This window comes from Pseudochelatococcus sp. B33 (assembly GCF_053570585.1).
Map to the genome: position 1 here is coordinate 34,991 of NZ_JBSEFH010000029.1, position 21,135 is coordinate 56,125.

A 21,135-nucleotide genomic window follows, 5' to 3' on the forward strand; every position below is an offset into this window, starting at 1 on the left:
GGCGGCAAACCCCAGGAGGATTCAATGTCGCTGAAGGAATTGATCGAGAAGCGGGAAAAGCTCGTCGCTGATGCCCGCGCCGCACTGACGGAAATCACGGCCAACACGGACGAAAGCCGCGCGGCCGAGCTGGACCAGCGCCACGACACCATCATGGCGGAGTTCGACCGCACCGACGCGCTGATCAAGCGTGAACAGCGCGTCGCCGATGCCGAGCGTCGTGCGCAGGAAGCAGAGCAGGAAGAGCGCGAGCGTCGCCGTCCGGTCCCTGGCGGAACGGAAGGGCGTGGGCAGGAAGACGGCGAGCGGCCGACCTATCGTTCGGTGTTCCACAAGCTCCTCCGTCACGGCGGCGCGATTTATGAACTGACCTCTGAAGAGCGGCATGTCCTCCAGGAGGGAGTCATCCGGGACGCCGAGTTCCGGGCCCAGACAACGACGGGCGGCAGCGGTGCGGCCGGCGGGTTCACCGTTCCGACTGAGCTTGAAGCCATCATCATCAAGACCCTCAAGGCGTGGGGTCCTCTGTATGACGATGACATCACGACTGTCATCAACAGCGTGAGCGGCAACCCGATCAAGCTGCCGACCGTGGACGACACGAACGTGCCGGCTGTGGCGCACGCCGAAGGTGTGGCACTGACTGACGACGGCGGCAGCGACGTCACGTTCGGGCAGAAGTCGCTGGACGCCTACGTCTTCGACACCGAGTTCGTGCGCTTCTCGCTCGAACTGGCGCAGGATTCGATCTTCAATATCGAAAATCTGCTGGGCGAACTGCTCGGTGAGCGCCTGGGGCGCATCGCCAACCTCAAGTTGACGGTCGGCACCGGGTCTGGTGAACCGCACGGTATTGTTGTCGCCTCGGGTCTGGGGAAGACCGCCGCTGCCACGGCTGCGGTGACCTACGACGAGCTGATCGATCTCGTGCACTCGGTGGACCCGGCTTATCGCCAGTCGCCGAAGGTGCGCTTCCAGTTCAGCGATCTCACGCTGGCTTCTCTGCGCAAGCTGAAGGACGGCGAGGGTAGGTTCATCTGGTCGGCGGGTGACGTGCAGGGCGGTGAGCCGTCCACGCTCCTCGGCTATCGCTACTCGATCAACCAGGCCGTACCCAACATTGCCACCGGCAATCGGGCCGTCCTGTTTGGAGATCACAGCAAGTACTTTGTGCGCAAGGTCGGCGCTCCGGTGATCGGGGTTCTGCGTGAGCGGTTCTGGCCCGACCTCGGCATTGCCGGCTTGATCCGCTTCGACGGCGAGCTGGGCGACGCCGCGGCCGTCAAGCATTTGGCTCTGGCGTAATCGAGATGGCGGGGCTTCGGCCCCGCCAACCCACAGGAGGAACCGATGTCCTATTCGTCGAAGAACTACTCCACCGATGGCGGCGATAAGCTGGTGATCGGCGGCGCCCTGGAAATTGCCGAAGGTGCTACCGTGACCGGGCTCGTGACCGCCGCTACGGAATATACCGATACCAAGGCGCGTGACGCGATCAAGACCAAGGCGGAGGTCGATGCGCTTGAGTCGCCGGCCGAAGACTATGCGGACTTGACCGAAGCGACGGCCGCCATCAAGGCCGTGATCGACGCGCTGAAGGCGTAGGCCATGAAGGTGCGCATGAAGGTCGGGCTCTCTGGCCCGGCCTATACCCTCTCGCCCGGCGATGAGCGGGATTTCCCTGACGGTGAGGCAATTCGGCTGATAACCGCCGGCTACGCCGATCCGGCTCCGGGCGGCGGCATCGAACGCACAGTGCGTGCCCCGCCTGCTGAAACCCGCGCACCGCGTCGCAAGCCTAAAGCTGAAGGATGATGCCGATGGTCGCAATCATGCGTGTGGCTCTATCTGGGCCGGACCACTCTCTGCAACGCGGCGATCTGCATGAATTCCCTGATGATGAAGCCCAGCGGCTTATTGCCGAAGGGTTTGCCGATCCGCTGTCGTCCATGCCGGTGACGCCGGATCCCGAGCAAACGCCTGCTGAGGAAAGCTGATGCTGACGCTCGTCACCCCGCCGGCTGTTGAGCCTGTGTCCGTAGAGGAGGCGAGGGCGGCTCTCGGCCTGCCGTCTTCGGTTTCCGGTCTGACGATCGGCGCAGCTCTCGTGGCGTCGCGACAGGCCCTCGACGGCAAGAATGGTTGGCTGCATCGCGCGCTGATCTCGCAAACGTGGGATCTGACGCTTGATGATCGGCCGGGTGTGTCGGTGTGCCTCCCGTTGCCTCCGGTGCAATCCATCGTGTCCGTGTCTACTTGGGACGGAGCCGCATGGGTCGAGTTCCCGTCGACGGAGTACCGGTTTTCCGCCGGCATTCCGGACGTGGTCATCTCCCGCCACGGCTGGCCGGCCGGCGTCGGTCCAAGGTCGTTCCGGGTGCGCTATGTCGCTGGGTATGGCGATGCGCCTGCTAACGTCCCGCAGGCCATTCGACAGGCGATCATCCTGCGCGCACGGCCGATCATCACGTCGATGACTGTCGATCCTGCGTTGCAGCGTGAGCGCGTGGATGGTGTTGGTGAATTCCAGTGGGGCTTTACCGCGGCGACGGCTGATGTTTACGAAAAGGCGGCGGCGTCGCTGCTGGATGGCTACAGGGTGCCTGTCCTATGACTCCTGAACAGGCCAAGGCGGCATATCGGCGGCAGATAGATGCTCACGGCGAGGCGGTGACGCTGCGCAAAGGGTTCGACGGTGCCGAGATTAGCGTTAGGGTGCGTGTCACTGGTTTTCAGCCCGAGCAGCTTGTCGGAAGCGTGACGCTTGGGCATCGGCGGATTGTCATTCTGGCGGAAGACGTCCCATCGTCGTGGGGCGTGCCGCAGAAAAACGACCGCGTGATTGTCGGGGCGCTGACATTGACCGTGCAGCACGTAGATTCGTCGACGCGCCGGGTGGCGGGGGAAACGGTCGCATTCGATTTGACAGCAACGGGGGCTTAGGGTTTGTCGTGCAGGCGGACGCCGGGGCGCCGCCCCTCTTCACCCCGCCAGGCTTGATCCGCGAGCGCTGGGAGATTCTTGCACCGCAGAGGCTGCGAATCTCACACAAACGGTACCCTGCGGCGTTGCCGCAGGGTACCGTTTGTGTGAGATAGCGCAAGCACCCTTTTATGTTGACAAGCCCTCTGCTCATGCCTAAATAGCTTTATCTCGTGCCGCTCGCTATCCTAACTAGGGCGTGCACGGCTAAGAAGGCTCCTGCGGGAGCCTTCGCTATTTCTGGGGTGCTTATGGATAGGGTCGCTATTTTTGTCGACGCCGGCTATCTTTTTGCGCAGGGCAGTAACCTGCTAACAGGCAAAGGAAAGCAGTTGAGAGCCGATCTGTCCATCGCTGCGAGGGCCGTCGTTGAGGAGTTGACCGCCTTCGCGGAGACAAAAACTCAACATTGTAGTCTACTAAGAATATATTGGTACGATGGCACTCTCGCGAGCGGGCAACTTAGCTCCGAGCAGTCGCTGATCGCAGATCTCGATAATGTAAAGCTGCGTCTTGGCTTTATAAACAGCCATGGGCAGCAAAAAGGAGTTGATTCATTAATTGTAACTGACCTTATAGAGCTCAGCCGGCTTCATGCAATATCAGACGCCATATTGCTTGCCGGTGATGAGGATATACGGGTTGGTGTGCAGATAGCCCAGAATTACGGTGTTCGTGTTCATCTTTTGGGTATACACCCTGCCAGAGGATCCCAGTCACGGCAGTTGTTGAGGGAGGCAGACACAACCTCAGAGTGGGATCGGATAACCGTCGAGAAGTTTCTATCGGTCCGAAAGAGGGTTCCATCGCCTTTAGCGGCTTCGCCCGACTCATCAGTGGCCCAACCATGCGCTGTTCCTGATGCCGCCCCGGTAGCAGCGAGTTCTATAGACTCACAAGTTTTAATCTTCATTGAGGAATTGAGTGCTTCAGATGTTCAGGGAATTGGCGCCTTTTGGAAAACAGATTCAGGTGTTCCAAGTGACATAGACAGGGCAATGCTTGCCGCTTGTAGGTCGGCGCTTGGGCGAGACCTTACGAGGGATGAGATCCGGCAGATGCGTAATCTATTCAAGAAAAAGATAAAAAGCAGGATTGCGGCGCAACAAAATAGTAGTGGCGGCACGTAATACGCAACTCTTACAGATTCTGTATGACCTCAGCGTTTTTGTGTCATAGACTTCACGATGACACGACGCCGCCGTGCACGAGTCGATCTGGGCTCCTACCCCCAGGGCGGCTGTACGCCGATCTCCCGCCGCATCGTCGGCCGTTGCGCATAAGGTCATATGGGCAATCGCATGTCCCGACATAGGGCGATCGGACGGGCTCCCCTGCACGTCGTGAAGGGGTCGGATGCCGCCTCATGACCCTTGTTTCCCTCGCCCACGACCGGGCTCGCGACCTGCATAATGAGGTTGTCGACCGATACAACGAGATCGACGATGCGCTCGGCGAGCCTGGTGAAGGGACAGCGGCATGACCAAGTTCGATATCGAAAACGAGCTGATCGACCTTCACGGTTTCGCTGAAACCATTTCCTCCGCTGTGATGGGGCTGGAATGTCTCGAAGAGCGGAAGAAGGCAGGAGTATCCAGGGCCGCTGAAATCCTCGCTGATCGACTGTGGGATTCACACGATATCATCACCAAGGCACAGTTCGACGCCATCAACGAGGCTGCGCAGGCGGCGTAAGGATTATTGGCACGGAACGGCAGGCGTGGCGTGGAGCGTCGTGGGAAGGCGCGGTGCGGCATGATGCGGCACGGCCGGCAAACAGATGGTCGCCTTCACGGGCGACCATTTTCTTTGGGGGGATAGATGGCAAGAGTAAGGGCCTTTCAACGTGACATCCAGCTGCTCATCGACCGCCGTCTGTCCCCGGAAGCGCAGAAGAAGATGATCGCGAAAGCTGCCGAAGGTGTTTTGAAGGACGTTCAGGCTCAGAACGCCGCGGTGCTCGGTCGCGTTCCGCCGCACGAACATTGGGTCGATGGCCGAGAAGGGGCACCGTTCGAAAGCATCCACCTGCCGAGCGGCAATATCACGATCAGGTTCAAACTGGTCAATGAAGTGGTCGACTGGCTCTATCAGAAGATAGCCGAAAACAGTCCCCAAATGACGGGGCGGTATCGACGATCTCACAGGCTGTTTGCTGATGGTGTTGAGGTCGATTCACCTGATCCGACATTGCAGGCGCAGAAGTGGGAGATCGTCAGCAACGTCCCTTATGCGCGGAAGATCGAGCGCGGTCAGTCGGCGCAATCGCCGGATGGCGTTTACGAGGTTCTGGAGGCAATCGGAAACCAGCGCTTCGGCAATATTGCGCAGATCAAATTCACGTGGATCGGCATAGTCGAAGGCGGGATGACCGGCCAATACAAGGATATCGCGGGCAAGACGAGAGGCGAGGTGCGTATGATCAACAAAGAGATACGCTACCCGGCCTTGAAAATCTGGGCGAGGTAACAGCATGGCGAGCAAGACAGTCATGGACGCCGTCAAGGCGCTGTTGCCATCTATCTGGACTGGCACGCCAGTCTACTGGCCCAACGATCCGAACGGCCAACCGCCGCTGGACGGCAGCGAGTTCCTTGCCGTGCAGTTCCCGGTGGCCGAGGAACATGGCACACCGTCGCCGCTGGAGACGGGCGGCGTCCGGTTTGTGTATTCAGTTCCTGCTGGTGCGGGCACCGATCCGTACATGCAAAAGATCGATGCCTTCCGCGATGCGCTGCGGGGCCGCTTTTTCCTGGGGGTGCTGTTTCAGGCGCCGTCACCCCCGACGATGCTGGATGGTGAAGACGATCACGGAAGCTACTTCCTGATCAGCTTCGCCATTCCGTATCGGCACTTCGTCGGCGCCTGACCAAACCACCATCATCGTGCAATACTGGCCGTCCGATTGGGCGGCCTTTCTTTTTGGAGGGCCGTCATGGCTATTTCTGCAACGGCAGGTAAGAAGATCTACATCGGCGGCAAGCTGCCAGCCCAGACCACCGATTTCATTGCGGCCGATTTCACCGCGGCACTTGCTGCGAAGGTTCCTGTGGGTTGGGTTGAGAACCTGGGGACGTTCGGCGACGAGGCGACAGAAATCACGTTCGAATCCATCGATACCGGGCGCACGCAGAAGCTCAAGGGCACCCGCAATGCGGGCAATCTGGCGCTTGTCGTCGGCTTTGACCCGAACGATCCCGGCCAGCAGGCGCTGCTCGCTGCCGAGAAATCTCCCGATGACTATGCGTTTGAGGTCGAATGGAACGATGCCGAGGGCGGTGGTCAGCCGACAGTTCGCCGGTTCGTGGGCAAGGTCATGTCTGCGTCGGAAGCCTACGACACAGTGAACAACGTCATCCGTCTGAACGTCACAATCGGCATCAATTCGAATATCGTTCAGATCGCTGCTGCTGCCACTCCGCCCGTCGCTCCCACCTTCTCGGTTGACCCGAGCATCAGTGGAGGTGGCGATACGAAGACCGGTGTGCTCGGAACCTTCTCCGGCACGCTGCCGATCAACGTGGCCACGAGGTGGAAGCTCGACGGCAATATCGTCGCCATCAACGTGACGTCGTTCGATTCCACCGGCCTTCTCGGCGATCTCGTATTCGAGGTCACCTTGTCCAACGCCGCCGGGTCGGTCACGCGGGCATCCACTGCAGTCACACTCGACTGATCTGCATGGCCCGCTACGGCGGGCCTTCCCTTCTTGTATCCTCCCTGTGAACGGAGTTTTCTATGTCGATTCGTCCCGGTGAAGTCGAAATCACTCTCGGCGGCAAGATCGTTACCCTACGCCCGTCGCTCCAGGCAGCTCGCACGCTCAACAGGCGCTACGGCAACTTCAATGCCCTGATCGCCGCCATCGCCAATCAGGATCTGGAAGCGTCGCTTGCGACGATCGTTGTGGGCGCCGGTGCGGAGGGCAAGGAGGTCCGCGCTCTGGAAGATGCCGCATGGAGCGAAGGCACCATCAATATCGCTGGCGACCTGATCAAATACGTCTCCAGCCTTTCCAACGGCGGCCGGCCGGTCAGTGACGACGATCGGCGTGAGGATGGCGGTGCCGACCCAAACGGAGCCTGAGCCACGACGAGTTCTTCGACTGGCTCTTTAAGATGGGGACCGGGGTGCTCGGATGGTCACCCCGTGATACCCTCGATGCCGACATGACGGATATCGTGTCGGCCTACGAGGCGCGGATCGGGCTCATCGGCGACGTGCTCAAGGCGGTCTTCGGCCCCGGAGACGCCAAGAGCAAGCCCGCCATTGGCAAGGTCGATTTCAAGGCGCTGCCGAAGTTCGACGACGTGTCGCCCGAGGCGTTTGACGCGATGTTCGGATGAGGCGGTCAGCGCTTGAGCCCGAGCGCCTTCCGCAGTTCAGTATTCATCTTCGCCTGCCAACGTGGCCCTGTGGCCTTGAGAGCGGCCAGAAGATCGGCATCGAGGCGCACAGAAACCTGCTGCTTGGGGCTCGCAAGCTTCGGCCTTCCCCTCGGTCGGGTGAGCGTACCCTTTGCCTCCCGGATCACCTTGCCGCCGACAGCCAGCTCCGCCCGCGCAAGCTGCTCGTCGGTCCACTCCGGCGCGTCATCCGGGTCAATCAAGGTGGGGTCGGACTTTACGTGCTTCGCGTTCATGGCAGTACCTCATCGAAATAATGTGTCGGGCCTCACCGCGCGGGGTCCAGACCACCATCACGATCCGATCCTTGAGAAAGCCATAGGTCTGAAAGCGAGTCTCGCCATAGTCCTGTCGGTCGTCCTCAAGCGTCAGCGTGCGCCCGGCAAACACCTCGCCTGCATCCATGAAATCGATACCCCGGTTTTCCAGGGTCCATGCTCGTTTCGTGGGGTCGCAGGTGATCGTCATGGATTATTTGTATCACAATAATTCGCGACGTCAACAATAAATGTATCACGAAAATGGGTGGCGACATGAAATTCAACCCCAATATCGCCCGCGACATTCTGCTCGACGTTGAGGTCGGGGGTCATGTCGTCGCTGACCCGGCAGAGAAGCACGGAGCGGGCATCTACGAGCGACACGGTGTCCTGACGAGAGAGGGCGGGCTGATCGCCGGCACTGTGGTCAAGCGTCGCGGCGGCGTGGAAATCGTCGAGGACGCCGCTCTAACCCCGGTTGGCCGTGAGGTCGCAGTCATTCTCCGGGACGAGATAGCCTGGAGCGGGACACCGGAGAGATATCGGCACTACATACTCCGCCTTGTGGTTTCCGGAGTGCAGGGCGGCGGCGACAGCCGGAGCATTTTGATTGATCGGCTCCGGCCAGACTTGTGGCCCTGATCCGCAGCCGGTGAGTGATTCTTTCGCCGCTGGCTTCCTGATGGGCAGGGCTTGACCGAATCATTGCCGAGCCCCAATCTCGCCACAAACGGGCGGGGCGAATGTTCAGGCAAGCGGATAGCGTTGATGATTGGCTGGATCTCGCTCGATCAAGCCGAGACGTTGCCTCTCTCTGCGCGCGGGAGTTCTCTTCGGCGAGTGCTGCTTGGACGCAGGCGGGGTTCGCAGTCGAGTGCGTCCTGAAAGCGGCCATCATGGCGAAGGAGCGATTGAACTCGTTCCCATCAAAGACCGTCCGCCGTGATTTGCATACTCACGATTTAGCTCGTCTCGCTCGCATTTTAGGAATGGATATACCGCTTGATCATGAGCTGGCGCCTCATTGGCGTGTCGTGTTACAATGGCGCCGAGAGCACACGTATGTCGTTGGTGATATGCCGCCAAACGTGATCAATGAGCTGCTGGCTGCCGTGTTCTCAGATGATGGAGTGGTGCCGTGGGTGTGCCGGAACTACCTCGGGAATTATATGACGCCGGAGCAGAATATCTGGCGCAGTTAAGGGAGCTTGGTCTTCATCCAGAGGGCTTTCTATGGCTGTACCGCGTCGAAGATCGGCAGTTCGTTTTGACCATCATCTGGTCCGGCATCGATAAGCACGGCCCCCTGTCCATGTCGAAGCTGCTGTTCAAGGCGTTCAACAATTCGTTGCTGCCGCGAGAGATCGACCCGTTTCACGTTGATGTTCGCAGCCCCAACGAGTTCGTGGCGCATATGTTGATGGACCACATTCCCAAGGCGCGCGCCGCAGGCGGGAATTACATGCAGATGGATCGGTCCATCTCGGGCACTGGTGCGGATGCCGAGGTGGTTTACCGCTGGGAAGACGGCTGGGTTTATCACCTTGCGGACAAGCCCCGGTCAGTCCATCAGGTCCGCCAGGACTGGAATCGCTTCCGTCAGAACGTGGAACGGTTGGCGGCGTAACCCCGCCCGGTTTAGCGGGCGAGGTTGGTAGGCTAACGTACGTGCTGTGTATTGAGGAGAGGCTGCAGTTGCTCGATCAGCAGTTTCTCGATTGCATAAGCGGCCCCAGGTACGACGACGCGAAGGGCGTAGACATATGTTCCGCCGGCATGCTGGAAATCATGGATACGTTCGTGATTTCTGAGGCGTTCATAAAGATCTCTTGCCTGTCCGACGTAGATCGCTGTCCTATCGGGCCGTGCCACTATATAGACAGCTTCATATCTGTGCCACTTGACGTCATGTGCGAGGACCGGGTAGAAGAACATTCTTCCGACGGAATGTATATCAACATAAACTGGCAGATCTGGTCGCAGCAATAGATTGTTATAGAACAGTCTCTTCAATGCGTTCATGGGGTATGTCATCGGTTCAACTCCGTGTCGCTGGCCACGTTTGGCCAAGCGGAAGCTAGAAGAAAAGATCGCGTTACCCGCTGTTGCGGGAGCCTAGATCGGCAGGCGTTGCCGTCTCCAGCCTCCGGCGATGGATATCGACCGGGTGTCAGTCTTGCGCGTTGCCGAAAACCCGCCAGATAGGGACGGGGGCGAATCAGCGCGCTGCTAGATATTGTGATAATTCCCGCCGTTGCCGTCAATATGTTGAGGTCTGACCTATCAACTCAATCGCGCTGACTCGTGTGACGGGGCCGTATGGCGCTGGCGCGCGCTTCATTTTCATTTGGAAAGGATGGATGAAATGAACAGGGAACAGAAGCTTGAGCTCCTCCGCCGTGTGAGCGAAGGGGTTGATGACCTGGTGGCCGAGGTGAGCCGGGTGAACGGTACCGCATACGGTGATCGGGAGTGGTTCGTTGCCGCAATTCAGAATTTCGAGGCCGGGCTTATGGCGCTCGACCGGGGGTTGCTAGGCCGTAGTGAGCGCTTGCCGCCCGCCAAGCCTCTTGACCCGTTCTGGTGGCGTAAAGAGAAGGCGGCGTGAAAGACCCCGGCGGGATAGCCTCCCACCGGGTCTCGGTTAGTTCGCGCTTGGCAAGGCCGACACGGGGTCACGCACCTTCATTCGGGGTGAAGTCCCTCCCGTAGAGCGCCTTATAGACAGAGAGAACTGTGTCTTTGGCGATCTCTGATTTCTCGATGGACGAAACTCCGGCAACGACGGCGTAGATTATTTCGTGCGAGCGGTCGTCGCTGGTGAACGTCTCGCGCGCAAACCGAATAGCCGAAATCGCTCCATCTAGAATCTTGATCTCGTTATCTATGCTCATCCCCATGCCCTCCTTTGTTGTTTAGGCTGGGCGATGACACGACGCCGTCGAGCACGAGTCGATTCAGCTCATAGTGCAATTTACAGTTGCATGAAAGGTAGGCAGTATCATCGGATGTGAGGCGACTGCGTTCCCGCTTTGTCCTTGACGTCCTGCCCGCGTTAAAGGTAAATAGGTACGCTGTCATTTTTGTATGCGGGCGAAACCTACCTGACGATCCGATAACCGCCGCCGCCCGTCGTTTATGCTCCAACAACCGTGCAGACGCAATCCGCGCCCCAGCAGACAGTGTGCCACAGCGCCGCGAGAGGCGTGGTGCATTGCAACTCGTGGTGAATCCGATGAAAGTATTCCACGGCCTCTTGGCTATGACCGCACTGTTGGCTACTCCGGCCGCAGCCCAGAGCGACGACATTTTACAGCAGATCGTCAGGGATCAACTGGTTAAAATGACCGGCACTCTCTTCGTCAGAAGCGACCCGTACTTCCATGGGGGCGCCCTTACAGGATGCCAACTCGTTTATGAAACCATCACTCAGGATTGGACATATCGACAAGGCGGATATATTCGAGCTGACGGGTCCTTGTCGATTATGGCTATGCAGAATGGCGAACAGCGCGCCATCGGCGCAACCATGAAGACAGTCATCAACCAAATAAGCGTCAATCAACAGAATGGAATAGAGTTTATCCCGTCCCCTCCATCGCGGACATACCTAGTTGGGCGAGGCCTGAAAACAAATCTTTCCAGTGTAGTTGATTCTTATCAGACCGACACGCCGGGAGCCCTGTTCGTTATTCTTCAGCTTTCTCCAACAATTGAAATGCTTATGGATGGATTTCTAGAGAAACGCTTAACGATTGCGTTCAATCAATTTGACAAGGGGACTGACGTAAATCTAACCATTGAGTTAGACGTGGAGAACACCGACAACAACGGGATAAGGCTGCGGAGCGGGAAAGCGGTGACAAGCTTCATAGAATGTGCGACGCTCCTGTCAAATGAAGACAATTGAACACGATCCAAACGAAGGCAAGCGAGACAACCGCATATGGTGGGTCATCTGGCCGATCGTCATATTGTGCTGGGCCGGATACCTATCATTCAATGAACCCGATTTGTGGAGCCCGTCGCTCGGCGGGCCCACCGTTGGAGTGCTCGCCATCTGGGCCATCGAAATCACCGGCAACAAGTTCCCTGACGGGTGGCGCTAGTTCCGCTTACGGGTGTGGCTACAATTAGAGCTCACCCACTCCCTGCCCTTGGGGCTGGGGCACTTTGCCGGGAACGCTCCCTCGCCGCCTCAATCCCAAGGTCAATCAGTCGGCGTATGGCCTCTGACCGCGACGGTAGATCGTCCTGCTCTTTCCGCCACGCGTCGATTGTCGCCACCTGAGAGGGGGCGATGACCATTTGGAGGCGGACAGATTTTAGCTCCTCAGACATGCGCGCAAGATAGCGCAGTTACACAACATAAGCAACATCCTTGACAGCATGACAAAGTTGTGTAACTTAAGCGGGCCAGTGTGGTGTTGCGAGCACCACGCCGGCCCTAACCAAGCGAGCCTGCAAGGAGGCTAGAATGTCGGCAGATACCCTTTGTCGGACAACCAATCGCGGACAATATCCCTGATGGCTTCGGGGCGAATTCCGGTCCCTCAAAATTGAGGAACCTTAAGATTCAATCTGTTACGTCTTTTATGGACCGGTAGCGAGCGGACCTCAGCTCGTGGGCGATTTCTTTAAGGTGCTCTTCGATCCTCGCGAGCAGGGCGATAATCCCGCAGGTAAGCACTGCCACGACTATACCACCGATTGCGCCAATAGTTATGCCGATGCTGGGGTCTATGAGGGCCGATCTGCTATACCCAAACCCAAAGAATACTCCGGCAAGGATGATGATGAGCGCAAAAATAGCGTTAAGCGCAGATAGAGCACTTGCAAGAAGGCTGTTCATTCTCGTTCCTCATTTTGACGTTGAACAGGAGGGTCTTAGCAGGCGTAAACGTCCTTACGCTTGATTTGCTCCTGCCAGTCGGGACCGAGTATCTGCCGTGCGGATAGCGCGTTTTCAGCACCGTTGTCGCCTTCGCGGAACATCTTAATAGTTAGTGTCTGGCTTTGAAGCGCCGCTTGACCAAATGCCGGACTACCTGATGCGTCCGCGCCGACGACAATGTACCTGTCAAATCCAGCGCGGATAGTTTCGATCGCCGCTTGCTTCTGAGCCAATTGGATGGCGGCATGAGGGCCGCAGTCTGTCCCGGCTTTGACCTGCACTATTAGTGAGTCTTGCGCGACCTGAATAACCGACGCTGTCGCGCAGGCTGCAAGATACGACGCACACGCCGACGCGATAAGAACCTTCCTGAACATTCATGCCCCCGCAGTTAAGTTGCGTGGATCACTCTATAGGGGCTTTGGTCTTTTCGCTTGATTTTTCGCAATAAAATAGGCCCGGATAAGCCATTGAAAAATAACGGTCCAAATTTGGTCCGTTTAAAATCAATGGGTTACAAGTGGCGCTATTCCTGCAAAATCCCCTTCGCGCGAAGGGCGATTTGCATCAGTTCCCTGATGGCTTCAGGACGGCTCTGAATAGGTCGCTGTTGGGAGCGCCAGTCATCAAGGAGGCTTATAAGGTCAGGCTGCAATCGAACGCCGACGAGCTCCCCGGTAGCTTTGGGTCGGGGCTTTCGTGTTTTCGTGTTATCGCGAGTTGACGTGCTCATGCATTCATGATAACACCAAGGTCGGATCGGAGCAAGATGGCCGTCTTACCCCGATCCTAACCGATGACCGATCCGTTAGGGAGATCGACATGGCTATCCCAGCCCATACCACAGGTGTGCCTCTCGCGCACCTGAACGAAGACACGCGCCCCAACACACTGCCGGAGCTGTACTCCATCGTCGTGACCGGCCCCGGCTCTGACGTATTTACGAGCGGAGAGCGGCAGGTATTCAGTCGAGTTGCCTCCTACGGAAAGGGCGACCTCGTCCTTCTCTGGCGCAGGCCCGACCTTGTGAAGTCGGGGCAGCAACTCGTGTTCGCCCGTCTCAAGAGCGCCATTCCGGCTGGCGTCAACTTCGGCGGGCCTACCCCGCCCGGCGTGGATGACGTGATCTTCGCCGAGACGGCCAGCACCAAACAGCAGTTGTCCTACAAGATCGCCGGTCTTCTCGCGATCCACAAATGGCTTGGCGGCATGAAAGACGGTCAGCAGGTGCATGAATTTGTCCATCAGCATGCCGCAGCGAAAAAGGAACCTGTCAGCATGACGCACAATGTTCCAGTGCAGCAAAGCGCCCTGCCGAATGTCATCGGGGTCGGCGTGGGCGCTGGGCCGCTGACCATGTCAAGCCGGGAGATCGCTGATCTTCTCGGAAGCCGGCACGACAACGTGAAGGTAACGATTGAGCGCCTCACAAACCGTTGTGTTATCGAACTTCCTGCATTGCAGGATGTTAAAAACCACCTCGGCCAGACCGTTCAGGAATACCGTCTCGACAAACGGTCCAGCCTGATCGTGGTGGCGCAGCTCTCCCCCGAGTTCACTGCCAAGGTGGTTGACCGCTGGCAGGATCTGGAGGAAGCGGTGAAGCAGGCTGCTCCACGGTTGCCCAACTTCGCCGATCCCGTCGCCGCTGCCCGCGCATGGGCAGACGCCAAGGAAGCGGAACAGATTGCCGTGCAGCGGGCGCTGATAGCCGAACAGACGAAGGCGGAGATCGGCTCCCGCCGCGAGGCCACGGCCATGAATACGGCCAGCCAAGCGGTCAAAAAGGCCAACAGGCTCGAACAGGAGCTGGACCGCCACCAGTCCTACGCCAGCATCAAGCGCATGTCGATGCTTTACCATGGGCAGGAGTTCAACTGGCGGCTGCTGAAGCGCACCTCGATTGAAATGGGCATTCCCGCCATCGACGTGTTCGACCAGAACTACGGCACGGTGAAGGCCTATCACGCCGATGTCTGGCAGGAAGCGTACGCGCTGGAAATCCCCGGTCGCCTTGATGATGAGGCGGCGTGATGAGTGACCTATCTTTTTCAAGGAGAGAACGATGAGCAGCGCCGCGATTTACGAGGAATTGTGGGCCGATCAGGACGTGCCTGGAGCGATAGCGATTCGTGTGTCGATCGCCGTTCCATGGATAAATGAAAAGAGGTTCTTCACGCCCCTATCAAGCTCGCACGGGCCGATCGGTGTCGCTGAGTTCAAGTTCGTGGCGAACATCAAAGGCGAGTCCGTTTTTGAGTTGGTCGGCCTGCACCAGCGGGTTCCCGAGGGCGAGCCCACGGCGCCGCTGCTGTCGCTTTACGAAATTGACCGCGAGGAAAAATGTCGACATGAGCGAAGCCGAAGTTGATGTTGCAATCGCCACCGCTCTCGCCAAACTGGCACACGTCAGGGGCGAGGGGGCGGACATGCAGCGAGATATGGAATTGGTGAGGGCAATCCTCAAGGATGTGATCACAAGCGATAGCTTGAGGGCGCGAGAAATAAAACTCGATGGCTATGACCCTGCCATCGTGGGGCGTCATGTAGAGATTCTGTTTAACGCTGGTTACTTGGAGGGAGTAAAGTCTCAGGTAAAGGGAGATCCTACCCCATTTATGCTTGTGAAAGACCTAACGTGGGAAGGGCACGAGTTTGCAGGCGCGCTGCTTGCCAACGATAGTGTGTGGCAGAAAGTCAAGGCCGCGTTCGAACCCGAAGTGCTTCGAGCAATGCCGCTCAGGCTTATCCAGTCCGTCGCCACTGACGCGCTGAAAGCGTGGGTGTTGAGCCAGATGGGGTTGAAGTAGGCGACCCGGCGAAAGTGAAGGAAGCCATGCATGACGGCCTCCTTGCCAACGCTCGGCGGTATGCGGAACGCAGGACGAACCACCCGCAGATGCAGTTGATTGCATGAGGGGGCGGCCCGGCCGCCGAACGACCGGGCCATCTGTTCATGCCGCGTCCTTGTGATCTTCGGCCCACTTCTTTTGCAGGTACGTGACGCCTTTCCCGGTAACGAGCGTCTGGACGTAAACGAACTTCTCGCCGGTCTCCGGGTCTTTGCGCTTCTTCTCCACGACGCGGAAATAGCCTGCGTCGATGTACTGCTGGTACGGGCGCAGGTTCTCCATGACGAAGGACCGGGCGCGGAGCCAGCGGGTGAACCGGGTGCGGCCCGTGCCGAACGCCTTGGCGATGTCCATGAAGGTCTGTGCGTTGACGGCGCTGGCAACGTCGTCGTGGAACTCGGCCTTGGGCTTCATCTCCGCAATCGCGCCTTTCTGGTGCTCGATCTGCGCAGCCTGATTGGCCGCGAGCATGAGGGCTTCGGCGAAGGTTTGCGGGATAGGGAATTCGGGAGCGGCGGGCTTCTTCGCTGCGCCCTCAAGCTCCATCCACCGGCGGATGATCTTCAACCGCAGGTTCGCGTCATACCCGGCGACGAGCGTGATAGTGAGGTCTTTCGGCAGGCGGATTTCGGAAACGTAGCCGCGATTGTCGTAAGTGATTGCGATACCTTGATGGCCCAACTTTGGACCATCTTTCTCCCAGCCTGGCATGACAGCGGTCAGCATGACCTGAATGTCGCGGATGACGTGCTTGTGCTCCTTTCCCGTCAGCTCGGCAATCTCCCGGCTGGACATGGTAAGCGGGCCGTCTGCGGCCGGTGCGAGCAGCGACAGTTCGCTCTGAGTGGCGCGGGCCGGTTCAGCGTTCGCCTCGCGCTCCTGCATCTGAAGCTTGTACGTCTCCTGTTTCGGGTGCAGCTTGCCCATCCACTTGTGGATCGCCACAAGCTCTGATGTGCGATAGGCGAAACGCTCACGGGGATTGGTCGACTCCACGTAGATCAGGAAATCGGCCGGAGTGCGGGCATAGGTCTGGTCGCCCAGCTTCGTATCGGCCGGAAGATCGTGCGTCAGCCGGTATGCAGCGGCTTGAAGCTCGCCAGGGGCCACAGTCTCGGGCCGACGCCACAGAGCGACGATGTCACCTTTCTTGAACGGCTCGACCGTGCTGAAAACGTGCATCTCACCGTCTCGCATATGTGGCGCGAGATTATCGAGATGGATGCGGATCGTGTAGATCTCCGGCAGCGCGCGGGGATCGGGGACAGGGGCATGATGCGCGACAGGCGCGCGTGTGCTATTGGCGGGGACAGCCATTCCAGCCTCCTATATGGGCTTGATTGGTTAGGGCTGGGGCAGAGGGTGGTAGCTCTGCGCCGGGCCGATGATTTTGTGGGGGAACCTACGAAGTCACCTTGGCGTCGGCGGGGAGGCTCTTCGACGGGTCGTTCCCCGCCGACGCTGGTTGAGCGAGGGCACGCTCAAGGTGGTGGATGATTTCGCTGTTCATGGAACGGCCATTGGCGTTTGCGCGCTCCTTAACTCGGTCACGCAATCCGGCCGGCAGGCGGAGAGAAAACTGGTCGTCTTTACGGGATGCGATCATGCTCCTGCCGCCTCCGTGGTCTTTGCCTTCCTTCTGGCAGCCGTTTCTTTGCGCCTCGCCTCTCGTTCAGCGGCAATCTGCTCGCGGAATTTGGCCTGGTCGCGGGCTATCGACCGTCCCAATGGGGTTCTGCCGGCCTTCTCGGTGCTTTTGCCTGATCCGTGACAGGTGTGGCAGCGCTCCTTGCGAAAGCCGTCTGCCGTGAAGATGGATCTTCGAAGCCACCACCAGCCGGTGCCGCCGCAGAATGGGCATTCGGGGATCTCTTTCATTCTGTGGGCTCCATCGGCACCAGCGTCATCGCGTACTGGCGACCATGCTCAACCAGCTCGGGCGGCGGAGGCGGAAACCCCATCTGCGGGCTGATCCACTGCGCCGCCATGCTGCCATAGAGCAGGCGATACATGTCGACGACCTGCTTCTTCGTGCGCATCTCTTCCAGCGGCCAATCGGGGAACTGCCGGTGCTCGGCGGGGGTTGGCGGGATGATGTCGCCCTCGACGCTGTAGCTGCCAGTCTTGCGGATCGAAGGGAGAACTTCGCCCGTCACCCACTTCCTGAAACGATGCTGGATAGTGCCCGGTGTCGTCGCGTGCCGCGACCGAAGGATGAGGGTATAAAGCCCGCCTTCGGAGATGATGATGGCCTGTTGCTCGCCTCCAAGGGTGTCGGTTAAAGCGACCCCCTTTTCGTCGCCGTCCAATTTCTCAACCGCGTCGCGATGGTTTTTGATCTCAAGGCAATCGCACGCGTCTTTCGCGAAAAACCACGGATCACCGCTTCGCTCCACTACCCTCACCAAATGCTCGCCCTCGAAAAGGAAGGGCTGAATGTGCTGTCCCATTGGTGATGCTCCTTCGTATGTCACCGTAATTTAAATTACTGTGATTTAATTGACTGTCAAGCGGAAAAATCACAGTGATATGGAGCGGCGGGGGCAGGCAGGGTGTGTGACGTGGTGAAAATCGGGCAATCGCGGGATGCGACGGATTTGAGGCCGGGCAGGGGAGCGGACCAGTTCCCGCTGCGGTTCCCTGATGGCATGCGTGAGCAGCTAAAAGCGGAAGCTGCAAAAAACGGCCGGTCCCTCAATGCGGAGATAATCGACAGGCTGTCAAAATCGCTCGAAGGAAGCGACTCCATCGCCCAACTCCCCGGAGCGATTGGCGGTGGTGCAGTGACGTCCATTGACGAGATCGCCAAGGTTGTCGTTGCAAAGCTGGCTGAAAGGTCGGGGGTAATACCGGAGAGAGACAAAGAGCGGTTCTTCGAGAGCTACGAGACTGCGAAGCGCACTGAAACGCGGAATCTCCGCAGCTTCATGGACGCTGCCACGGACGTCCTTGAGCGAAAGCGCGATGAGTAGCGGACCCATCGCGTAGGGGGCAGCGAAACTGCTTGCGTTCCGTATTTGTTCCACGTAAGATAGAGCGCACTGAAAGGAGACGGTCGCAAGTCTAGCTTGACAGCGCGCCGGTGAGTTGGCTTGGCTCTCTTAGGGAGGGCCGCCATGAGGCAAATTGAGCACCACAGAGTCACCTACACCGCCAAATCGATCTCGCTTGGCGATGTAATCAATGTGCTGTCGGCCCATCAGAAGCTGTTGCATGAAGGTGCATTAATAGTATCTCGCTCAAAGCCAGGATTAAATTTAACAATAGAATCTATAAAGGTAGAGACCATTTATACGGGGTCGCTGCATGTAGATTTGTTGTTAGAACTATATAAGGAATATCAGACAGATATAGAAGATATAATCGTCGGATCTGTTGAGGGAGTGGCCAAAATGAGCGTTCCAGATGAATACAAGGCGCTAGTGACTATTGGCACGCTCATCGTCGTTTATTTCGTTGCGAGGCGCGCATATGAAGCCGTGTTCAAGAAGCGCGAGCCGGCATCGGTTGCGCCACAGCCTGTCCATATTGAGGGGGAATACAATAGGGTGGTCAATCTTGTTGCTCACACCCTCAACGTGACGCCGGAGGTCGTCGAGGGGGCTGTTTCGAAGGAGATAACCGAAAAGAAGCAGCGGCAATTGCTGGGCCGTGTTTCTGATTTTCTCCGCCCCGCGAAGCGTGAGCCCGGATCGGAGATACAGATTGATGGCGTGGGGGTTATAGGCTCAGAGGTGGTTGCGGAGTATCCTACTGACGCTGATCTGGCTAGCCTAGAGGATATGACCACGCTCGATATGCATGACGCTGAGGTCGAGATTCGAGCAACAGATCGAGACAACTCAAAAAGCGGATGGAAGGCAAAAATACTCAATGACAAAAATTTCTCTTCCAGGCTTCCGATGGTGTTATCTCCAGATATCGACATTGACCGCCTCGCCGACCTCAAGACGATAAAGGGTGATCTGAAAATAGAATTCTCACACGAAAAAAATGGCGTGTTCAAGCCGAAACGAATTCATTTATTGAGATTCGACGATCCGGCTTAGGGCGTTCCCCTTTCGTGCTTAACTGGCCGTCCGGTTTAAAGGTAAATAGGCAAGCTGTTCTTCGTGCGTCCGGGTGACGCGCTGCCCGCCCTTTCCTAAAGTCCGACTTGACCGAATCGCTTATGCTGCCCCAATCTTGCCATAATGTGGCGGGGTGGCGCGGATGGGCGGCGATAGAATTATTGTTATCGACACAGAAACAACCGGGGTTATGAAGTTCGCGCGGCTGGTCTCATTGGCGGCGATCAGATACGAGGACGGCGAATTTCACGATTACATTTATCGCGTATACGATCCTCGCAAAGACAATGAGGACGGCGCAGAGAGGGTCCACGGATGGGACGATTGGACGCTGAGGTTTCAGCCGCTGTTCGCTGACGAGGCTCAAGAGGTTTATGAGTGGCTCTCTTGGGCAGACACGTTAGTGATGCACAATGCTGAGTTCGATATGCGGTTCCTCCAAAGGGAGCTGAGAAAAGCCGGGGCGCCGCAGCTCGATAAGCGTGAGCGCTGCACGATGGAATGGTTCCGCGACCTATTCCCAGGGGAAAGCGCAAGGCTAGATGACTGTTTGGAACACATCGGCCTGTCAAGACATTCTGAAAAGCACGGGGCTTTTGAGGACGCGCTGCTTACAGGTGCTCTTTATTCGTTTTTGTCCGGCAGCAAAAGAGATGTCGAGTGGGGCACGGAATGGCCCAAGCCATCCAATTTACACCATGCTCAGATTAGGCCCGAAGGAGTTCTGCCAAGGCGGCCCATGAAAAGGGCCGGGTCTACGCCGAGGAAGGTCGACAAGGCCAGCCTGGAGGCCGTCACAAATGCGGCCAGTGCTCCATCTACTATCTTATCGTTTATCGCGAGGGCCGGCGAGGGCGAAAGGCTCGGCGCTGTTGTGAGCGACATAGTGGAAAGCGCACGCCGAAGGCTCAACATAGGGCATTACGGTCCGCTTTCCGAAGCGGCTACCAGCAGGCTGCTTTCTCACGCGCCAACCGTTCATGACGTTTCGCGGGCTGTTGCTTCAATATTGGGAGATGAGGACGCAAGGTTGGCGCTGCCTCGTCAAATCACGGAGTTGGTGAACAGAACTGGCGGCGCCACTGATCGCGAGATAGAAGCGATGGGATACGTGAGGAACGAGATTATCCGGCTCAGCCGGTTTGGCTGAGATGGGCTTGCGTCCCCAGCTACGGCGGTGCCTTGCCTAAACTACGGCCGGGCAACCGGAGTTGCTGCTTACTGCGTAGGTTGCGGGGCGTGCGTCATCTTCGTCTGATCGCGATTGACGGTGAGCGAACTGCCGCTCAAGTCGAGTCGCCTGCTACCAGGAACCGAACCGCTGAAGGCGATTTCCGTCATGCGGAAGCCGCCGACAGAATCGTCGGCGGCGAAAACGCAGAGAGCCTTGGAACGCACCAGTGCTCCGAACTCGTTCTGGGCATCGAACTCTAGAATGACGCCGGGCTTCGGGTATCGGCTGTCGGATATCCGCAGATCGACCCTGGCGTATGTCGCGGGCGTACTGATTGAAGACAAAACGAACTGTTCGCAGAGGCTGACAGCTCCATCATCGGGGTTGTCGTCGGCTGCTGCGCTAAGCGCGATGAAAATAGACCCCGCCATCAAGGCGAATAAGGCGATAGCTTTCATATCTCACCCGGCTTCATAGGCACCATACACTATCTACCA

The 21,135-nt window shown here is 58.1% G+C and carries 34 protein-coding genes; 23 read left to right on the forward strand and 11 right to left on the reverse strand.

Annotated elements, in window-relative coordinates; translation table 11 throughout:
- Positions 1–24 precede the first annotated feature (24 nt).
- The 13 genes from ACUSIJ_RS24955 to ACUSIJ_RS25015 all read left to right on the forward strand — a co-directional run bounded on the left by ACUSIJ_RS24955 (position 25) and on the right by ACUSIJ_RS25015 (position 7,328).
- On the forward strand, positions 25–1,305 hold the full coding sequence (locus ACUSIJ_RS24955) for a phage major capsid protein (protein ID WP_449311134.1): 1,281 nt from the start codon (positions 25–27) through the stop codon (positions 1,303–1,305).
- A gap of 45 nt (positions 1,306–1,350) precedes the next feature.
- A complete protein-coding gene (locus ACUSIJ_RS24960) occupies positions 1,351–1,605 on the forward strand; it encodes a hypothetical protein (protein ID WP_449311135.1) in 255 nt (84 codons plus the stop codon).
- A gap of 3 nt (positions 1,606–1,608) precedes the next feature.
- On the forward strand, positions 1,609–1,815 hold the full coding sequence (locus ACUSIJ_RS24965; RefSeq protein ID WP_449311136.1) for a hypothetical protein: 207 nt from the start codon (positions 1,609–1,611) through the stop codon (positions 1,813–1,815).
- Positions 1,816–1,820: 5 nt separating this feature from the next.
- Positions 1,821–1,997 (forward strand): hypothetical protein, encoded by a 177-nt coding sequence (locus ACUSIJ_RS24970; protein WP_449311137.1) that lies wholly within the window; start codon positions 1,821–1,823, stop codon positions 1,995–1,997.
- Positions 1,997–2,614 (forward strand): head-tail connector protein, encoded by a 618-nt coding sequence (locus tag ACUSIJ_RS24975; RefSeq protein WP_449311138.1) that lies wholly within the window; start codon positions 1,997–1,999, stop codon positions 2,612–2,614. Before ACUSIJ_RS24970 ends, ACUSIJ_RS24975 begins: the two co-directional genes overlap by 1 nt.
- Positions 2,611–2,943, forward strand: a complete 333-nt coding sequence (locus ACUSIJ_RS24980; RefSeq protein WP_449311139.1) for a hypothetical protein — start codon at positions 2,611–2,613, stop codon at positions 2,941–2,943. The genes ACUSIJ_RS24975 and ACUSIJ_RS24980 overlap by 4 nt, the downstream gene beginning before the upstream one ends.
- A gap of 290 nt (positions 2,944–3,233) precedes the next feature.
- Positions 3,234–4,112 carry an NYN domain-containing protein gene (locus ACUSIJ_RS24985; RefSeq protein ID WP_449311140.1) on the forward strand — a complete coding sequence of 293 codons (879 nt, stop codon included), beginning with the start codon at positions 3,234–3,236 and terminating at the stop codon, positions 4,110–4,112.
- A 349-nt stretch (positions 4,113–4,461) separates the two neighbouring features.
- Positions 4,462–4,677 (forward strand): hypothetical protein, encoded by a 216-nt coding sequence (locus ACUSIJ_RS24990; RefSeq protein WP_449311141.1) that lies wholly within the window; start codon positions 4,462–4,464, stop codon positions 4,675–4,677.
- Positions 4,678–4,803: 126 nt separating this feature from the next.
- Positions 4,804–5,451, forward strand: coding sequence for a hypothetical protein (locus tag ACUSIJ_RS24995; RefSeq protein WP_449311142.1), 648 nt, complete (start codon positions 4,804–4,806; stop codon positions 5,449–5,451).
- A 4-nt stretch (positions 5,452–5,455) separates the two neighbouring features.
- Positions 5,456–5,851, forward strand: a complete 396-nt coding sequence (locus ACUSIJ_RS25000; RefSeq protein WP_449311143.1) for a hypothetical protein — start codon at positions 5,456–5,458, stop codon at positions 5,849–5,851.
- 66 nt (positions 5,852–5,917) lie between these two features.
- Positions 5,918–6,658, forward strand: a complete 741-nt coding sequence (locus ACUSIJ_RS25005; RefSeq protein WP_449311144.1) for a hypothetical protein — start codon at positions 5,918–5,920, stop codon at positions 6,656–6,658.
- Between the two features lie 62 nt (positions 6,659–6,720).
- A complete protein-coding gene (locus ACUSIJ_RS25010; RefSeq protein ID WP_449311145.1) occupies positions 6,721–7,068 on the forward strand; it encodes a hypothetical protein in 348 nt (115 codons plus the stop codon).
- Between the two features lie 83 nt (positions 7,069–7,151).
- Positions 7,152–7,328 (forward strand): hypothetical protein, encoded by a 177-nt coding sequence (locus ACUSIJ_RS25015; protein WP_449311146.1) that lies wholly within the window; start codon positions 7,152–7,154, stop codon positions 7,326–7,328.
- A 5-nt stretch (positions 7,329–7,333) separates the two neighbouring features.
- Here the strand turns inward: ACUSIJ_RS25015 and ACUSIJ_RS25020 are convergent, their stop codons facing one another.
- Together ACUSIJ_RS25020 and ACUSIJ_RS25025 are read right to left on the reverse strand one after the other, a co-directional pair.
- Complete coding sequence (locus ACUSIJ_RS25020) at positions 7,334–7,624, reverse strand: BrnA antitoxin family protein (protein ID WP_449311147.1); 291 nt, start codon at positions 7,622–7,624, stop codon at positions 7,334–7,336.
- A complete protein-coding gene (locus ACUSIJ_RS25025; RefSeq protein ID WP_449311148.1) occupies positions 7,584–7,856 on the reverse strand; it encodes a BrnT family toxin in 273 nt (90 codons plus the stop codon). Before ACUSIJ_RS25025 ends, ACUSIJ_RS25020 begins: the two co-directional genes overlap by 41 nt.
- Positions 7,857–7,921: 65 nt before the next feature.
- Here ACUSIJ_RS25025 and ACUSIJ_RS25030 point away from each other — a divergent pair, with 65 nt between their 5' ends.
- The gene (locus ACUSIJ_RS25030; RefSeq protein ID WP_449311149.1) at positions 7,922–8,290 is read left to right on the forward strand and encodes a hypothetical protein; all 369 of its coding nucleotides are present in this window, start codon (positions 7,922–7,924) and stop codon (positions 8,288–8,290) included.
- Positions 8,291–8,786: 496 nt separating this feature from the next.
- The gene (locus ACUSIJ_RS25035; protein WP_449311150.1) at positions 8,787–9,275 is read left to right on the forward strand and encodes a hypothetical protein; all 489 of its coding nucleotides are present in this window, start codon (positions 8,787–8,789) and stop codon (positions 9,273–9,275) included.
- 32 nt (positions 9,276–9,307) lie between these two features.
- Here the strand turns inward: ACUSIJ_RS25035 and ACUSIJ_RS25040 are convergent, their stop codons facing one another.
- Positions 9,308–9,670 (reverse strand): hypothetical protein, encoded by a 363-nt coding sequence (locus ACUSIJ_RS25040; RefSeq protein WP_449311151.1) that lies wholly within the window; start codon positions 9,668–9,670, stop codon positions 9,308–9,310.
- 343 nt (positions 9,671–10,013) lie between these two features.
- On the opposite strand from ACUSIJ_RS25040, the gene ACUSIJ_RS25045 reads away from it, so the two are divergent.
- Positions 10,014–10,256: a hypothetical protein gene (locus ACUSIJ_RS25045; protein ID WP_449311152.1), complete on the forward strand. Its 243-nt coding sequence runs from the start codon at positions 10,014–10,016 to the stop codon at positions 10,254–10,256.
- Between the two features lie 67 nt (positions 10,257–10,323).
- Here the strand turns inward: ACUSIJ_RS25045 and ACUSIJ_RS25050 are convergent, their stop codons facing one another.
- Positions 10,324–10,542 (reverse strand): hypothetical protein, encoded by a 219-nt coding sequence (locus tag ACUSIJ_RS25050; RefSeq protein WP_449311153.1) that lies wholly within the window; start codon positions 10,540–10,542, stop codon positions 10,324–10,326.
- 341 nt (positions 10,543–10,883) lie between these two features.
- Here ACUSIJ_RS25050 and ACUSIJ_RS25055 point away from each other — a divergent pair, with 341 nt between their 5' ends.
- Positions 10,884–11,558 (forward strand): hypothetical protein, encoded by a 675-nt coding sequence (locus ACUSIJ_RS25055; protein ID WP_449311154.1) that lies wholly within the window; start codon positions 10,884–10,886, stop codon positions 11,556–11,558.
- A 666-nt stretch (positions 11,559–12,224) separates the two neighbouring features.
- On the opposite strand, the gene ACUSIJ_RS25060 is transcribed toward ACUSIJ_RS25055, so the two are convergent.
- Both ACUSIJ_RS25060 and ACUSIJ_RS25065 read right to left on the reverse strand, forming a co-directional pair.
- On the reverse strand, positions 12,225–12,500 hold the full coding sequence (locus ACUSIJ_RS25060; RefSeq protein WP_449311155.1) for a hypothetical protein: 276 nt from the start codon (positions 12,498–12,500) through the stop codon (positions 12,225–12,227).
- A 35-nt stretch (positions 12,501–12,535) separates the two neighbouring features.
- Entirely contained in the window at positions 12,536–12,919 is a 384-nt protein-coding gene (locus ACUSIJ_RS25065; RefSeq protein ID WP_449311156.1) for a hypothetical protein, read from the reverse strand.
- Between the two features lie 445 nt (positions 12,920–13,364).
- Here ACUSIJ_RS25065 and ACUSIJ_RS25070 point away from each other — a divergent pair, with 445 nt between their 5' ends.
- The 3 genes from ACUSIJ_RS25070 to ACUSIJ_RS25080 are packed head-to-tail and all read left to right on the forward strand — an operon-like array spanning position 13,365 to position 15,352.
- The gene (locus ACUSIJ_RS25070; protein ID WP_449311157.1) at positions 13,365–14,576 is read left to right on the forward strand and encodes a Rha family transcriptional regulator; all 1,212 of its coding nucleotides are present in this window, start codon (positions 13,365–13,367) and stop codon (positions 14,574–14,576) included.
- 31 nt (positions 14,577–14,607) lie between these two features.
- Positions 14,608–14,913: a hypothetical protein gene (locus ACUSIJ_RS25075; RefSeq protein WP_449311158.1), complete on the forward strand. Its 306-nt coding sequence runs from the start codon at positions 14,608–14,610 to the stop codon at positions 14,911–14,913.
- The gene (locus ACUSIJ_RS25080; RefSeq protein WP_449311159.1) at positions 14,894–15,352 is read left to right on the forward strand and encodes a DUF2513 domain-containing protein; all 459 of its coding nucleotides are present in this window, start codon (positions 14,894–14,896) and stop codon (positions 15,350–15,352) included. Before ACUSIJ_RS25075 ends, ACUSIJ_RS25080 begins: the two co-directional genes overlap by 20 nt.
- A 144-nt stretch (positions 15,353–15,496) precedes the next feature.
- Here the strand turns inward: ACUSIJ_RS25080 and ACUSIJ_RS25085 are convergent, their stop codons facing one another.
- The 4 genes from ACUSIJ_RS25085 to ACUSIJ_RS25100 all read right to left on the reverse strand — a co-directional run bounded on the left by ACUSIJ_RS25085 (position 15,497) and on the right by ACUSIJ_RS25100 (position 17,844).
- Positions 15,497–16,711: a phage antirepressor KilAC domain-containing protein gene (locus ACUSIJ_RS25085; RefSeq protein WP_449311160.1), complete on the reverse strand. Its 1,215-nt coding sequence runs from the start codon at positions 16,709–16,711 to the stop codon at positions 15,497–15,499.
- Between the two features lie 85 nt (positions 16,712–16,796).
- The gene (locus ACUSIJ_RS25090; RefSeq protein WP_449311161.1) at positions 16,797–17,000 is read right to left on the reverse strand and encodes an Arc family DNA-binding protein; all 204 of its coding nucleotides are present in this window, start codon (positions 16,998–17,000) and stop codon (positions 16,797–16,799) included.
- Positions 16,997–17,272: a hypothetical protein gene (locus tag ACUSIJ_RS25095; RefSeq protein WP_449311162.1), complete on the reverse strand. Its 276-nt coding sequence runs from the start codon at positions 17,270–17,272 to the stop codon at positions 16,997–16,999. The genes ACUSIJ_RS25090 and ACUSIJ_RS25095 overlap by 4 nt, the downstream gene beginning before the upstream one ends.
- Positions 17,269–17,844 carry a BRO-N domain-containing protein gene (locus ACUSIJ_RS25100; protein WP_449311163.1) on the reverse strand — a complete coding sequence of 192 codons (576 nt, stop codon included), beginning with the start codon at positions 17,842–17,844 and terminating at the stop codon, positions 17,269–17,271. Before ACUSIJ_RS25100 ends, ACUSIJ_RS25095 begins: the two co-directional genes overlap by 4 nt.
- 111 nt (positions 17,845–17,955) lie before the next feature.
- Between ACUSIJ_RS25100 and ACUSIJ_RS25105 the strand changes: the two genes are divergently transcribed.
- The 3 genes from ACUSIJ_RS25105 to ACUSIJ_RS25115 all read left to right on the forward strand — a co-directional run bounded on the left by ACUSIJ_RS25105 (position 17,956) and on the right by ACUSIJ_RS25115 (position 20,614).
- The gene (locus tag ACUSIJ_RS25105; protein ID WP_449311164.1) at positions 17,956–18,366 is read left to right on the forward strand and encodes an Arc family DNA-binding protein; all 411 of its coding nucleotides are present in this window, start codon (positions 17,956–17,958) and stop codon (positions 18,364–18,366) included.
- A gap of 144 nt (positions 18,367–18,510) precedes the next feature.
- Positions 18,511–19,443, forward strand: coding sequence for a hypothetical protein (locus ACUSIJ_RS25110; protein WP_449311165.1), 933 nt, complete (start codon positions 18,511–18,513; stop codon positions 19,441–19,443).
- 163 nt (positions 19,444–19,606) lie between these two features.
- Positions 19,607–20,614, forward strand: a complete 1,008-nt coding sequence (locus ACUSIJ_RS25115; protein ID WP_449311166.1) for a 3'-5' exonuclease — start codon at positions 19,607–19,609, stop codon at positions 20,612–20,614.
- Positions 20,615–20,682: 68 nt separating this feature from the next.
- Here ACUSIJ_RS25115 and ACUSIJ_RS25120 read toward each other — a convergent pair whose 3' ends face one another.
- Positions 20,683–21,096 (reverse strand): hypothetical protein, encoded by a 414-nt coding sequence (locus ACUSIJ_RS25120; RefSeq protein WP_449311167.1) that lies wholly within the window; start codon positions 21,094–21,096, stop codon positions 20,683–20,685.
- Between the last annotated feature and the right edge of the window lie 39 nt (positions 21,097–21,135).

Coding starts and splice junctions, on each gene's coding strand:
- ACUSIJ_RS25085 (WP_449311160.1), bottom strand. CDS start 16,711: ATGGCTGTCCCCGCCAATAGCACACGCGCGCCTGTCGCGCATCATGCC.
- ACUSIJ_RS24975 (WP_449311138.1), top strand. CDS start 1,997: ATGCTGACGCTCGTCACCCCGCCGGCTGTTGAGCCTGTGTCCGTAGAG.
- ACUSIJ_RS25045 (WP_449311152.1), top strand. CDS start 10,014: ATGAACAGGGAACAGAAGCTTGAGCTCCTCCGCCGTGTGAGCGAAGGG.
- ACUSIJ_RS25110 (WP_449311165.1), top strand. CDS start 18,511: ATGAGGCAAATTGAGCACCACAGAGTCACCTACACCGCCAAATCGATC.
- ACUSIJ_RS24965 (WP_449311136.1), top strand. CDS start 1,609: ATGAAGGTGCGCATGAAGGTCGGGCTCTCTGGCCCGGCCTATACCCTC.
- ACUSIJ_RS25060 (WP_449311155.1), bottom strand. CDS start 12,500: ATGAACAGCCTTCTTGCAAGTGCTCTATCTGCGCTTAACGCTATTTTT.
- ACUSIJ_RS25010 (WP_449311145.1), top strand. CDS start 6,721: ATGTCGATTCGTCCCGGTGAAGTCGAAATCACTCTCGGCGGCAAGATC.
- ACUSIJ_RS25000 (WP_449311143.1), top strand. CDS start 5,456: ATGGCGAGCAAGACAGTCATGGACGCCGTCAAGGCGCTGTTGCCATCT.
- ACUSIJ_RS25015 (WP_449311146.1), top strand. CDS start 7,152: ATGACGGATATCGTGTCGGCCTACGAGGCGCGGATCGGGCTCATCGGC.
- ACUSIJ_RS25075 (WP_449311158.1), top strand. CDS start 14,608: ATGAGCAGCGCCGCGATTTACGAGGAATTGTGGGCCGATCAGGACGTG.
- ACUSIJ_RS24995 (WP_449311142.1), top strand. CDS start 4,804: ATGGCAAGAGTAAGGGCCTTTCAACGTGACATCCAGCTGCTCATCGAC.
- ACUSIJ_RS24970 (WP_449311137.1), top strand. CDS start 1,821: ATGGTCGCAATCATGCGTGTGGCTCTATCTGGGCCGGACCACTCTCTG.
- ACUSIJ_RS24990 (WP_449311141.1), top strand. CDS start 4,462: ATGACCAAGTTCGATATCGAAAACGAGCTGATCGACCTTCACGGTTTC.
- ACUSIJ_RS25065 (WP_449311156.1), bottom strand. CDS start 12,919: ATGTTCAGGAAGGTTCTTATCGCGTCGGCGTGTGCGTCGTATCTTGCA.
- ACUSIJ_RS25100 (WP_449311163.1), bottom strand. CDS start 17,844: ATGGGACAGCACATTCAGCCCTTCCTTTTCGAGGGCGAGCATTTGGTG.
- ACUSIJ_RS25115 (WP_449311166.1), top strand. CDS start 19,607: ATGGGCGGCGATAGAATTATTGTTATCGACACAGAAACAACCGGGGTT.
- ACUSIJ_RS25095 (WP_449311162.1), bottom strand. CDS start 17,272: ATGAAAGAGATCCCCGAATGCCCATTCTGCGGCGGCACCGGCTGGTGG.
- ACUSIJ_RS25055 (WP_449311154.1), top strand. CDS start 10,884: ATGAAAGTATTCCACGGCCTCTTGGCTATGACCGCACTGTTGGCTACT.
- ACUSIJ_RS25040 (WP_449311151.1), bottom strand. CDS start 9,670: ATGAACGCATTGAAGAGACTGTTCTATAACAATCTATTGCTGCGACCA.
- ACUSIJ_RS25030 (WP_449311149.1), top strand. CDS start 7,922: ATGAAATTCAACCCCAATATCGCCCGCGACATTCTGCTCGACGTTGAG.
- ACUSIJ_RS25090 (WP_449311161.1), bottom strand. CDS start 17,000: ATGATCGCATCCCGTAAAGACGACCAGTTTTCTCTCCGCCTGCCGGCC.
- ACUSIJ_RS25120 (WP_449311167.1), bottom strand. CDS start 21,096: ATGAAAGCTATCGCCTTATTCGCCTTGATGGCGGGGTCTATTTTCATC.
- ACUSIJ_RS24985 (WP_449311140.1), top strand. CDS start 3,234: ATGGATAGGGTCGCTATTTTTGTCGACGCCGGCTATCTTTTTGCGCAG.
- ACUSIJ_RS25005 (WP_449311144.1), top strand. CDS start 5,918: ATGGCTATTTCTGCAACGGCAGGTAAGAAGATCTACATCGGCGGCAAG.
- ACUSIJ_RS25020 (WP_449311147.1), bottom strand. CDS start 7,624: ATGAACGCGAAGCACGTAAAGTCCGACCCCACCTTGATTGACCCGGAT.
- ACUSIJ_RS25070 (WP_449311157.1), top strand. CDS start 13,365: ATGGCTATCCCAGCCCATACCACAGGTGTGCCTCTCGCGCACCTGAAC.
- ACUSIJ_RS25050 (WP_449311153.1), bottom strand. CDS start 10,542: ATGAGCATAGATAACGAGATCAAGATTCTAGATGGAGCGATTTCGGCT.
- ACUSIJ_RS24955 (WP_449311134.1), top strand. CDS start 25: ATGTCGCTGAAGGAATTGATCGAGAAGCGGGAAAAGCTCGTCGCTGAT.
- ACUSIJ_RS25080 (WP_449311159.1), top strand. CDS start 14,894: ATGAGCGAAGCCGAAGTTGATGTTGCAATCGCCACCGCTCTCGCCAAA.
- ACUSIJ_RS24960 (WP_449311135.1), top strand. CDS start 1,351: ATGTCCTATTCGTCGAAGAACTACTCCACCGATGGCGGCGATAAGCTG.
- ACUSIJ_RS25025 (WP_449311148.1), bottom strand. CDS start 7,856: ATGACGATCACCTGCGACCCCACGAAACGAGCATGGACCCTGGAAAAC.
- ACUSIJ_RS24980 (WP_449311139.1), top strand. CDS start 2,611: ATGACTCCTGAACAGGCCAAGGCGGCATATCGGCGGCAGATAGATGCT.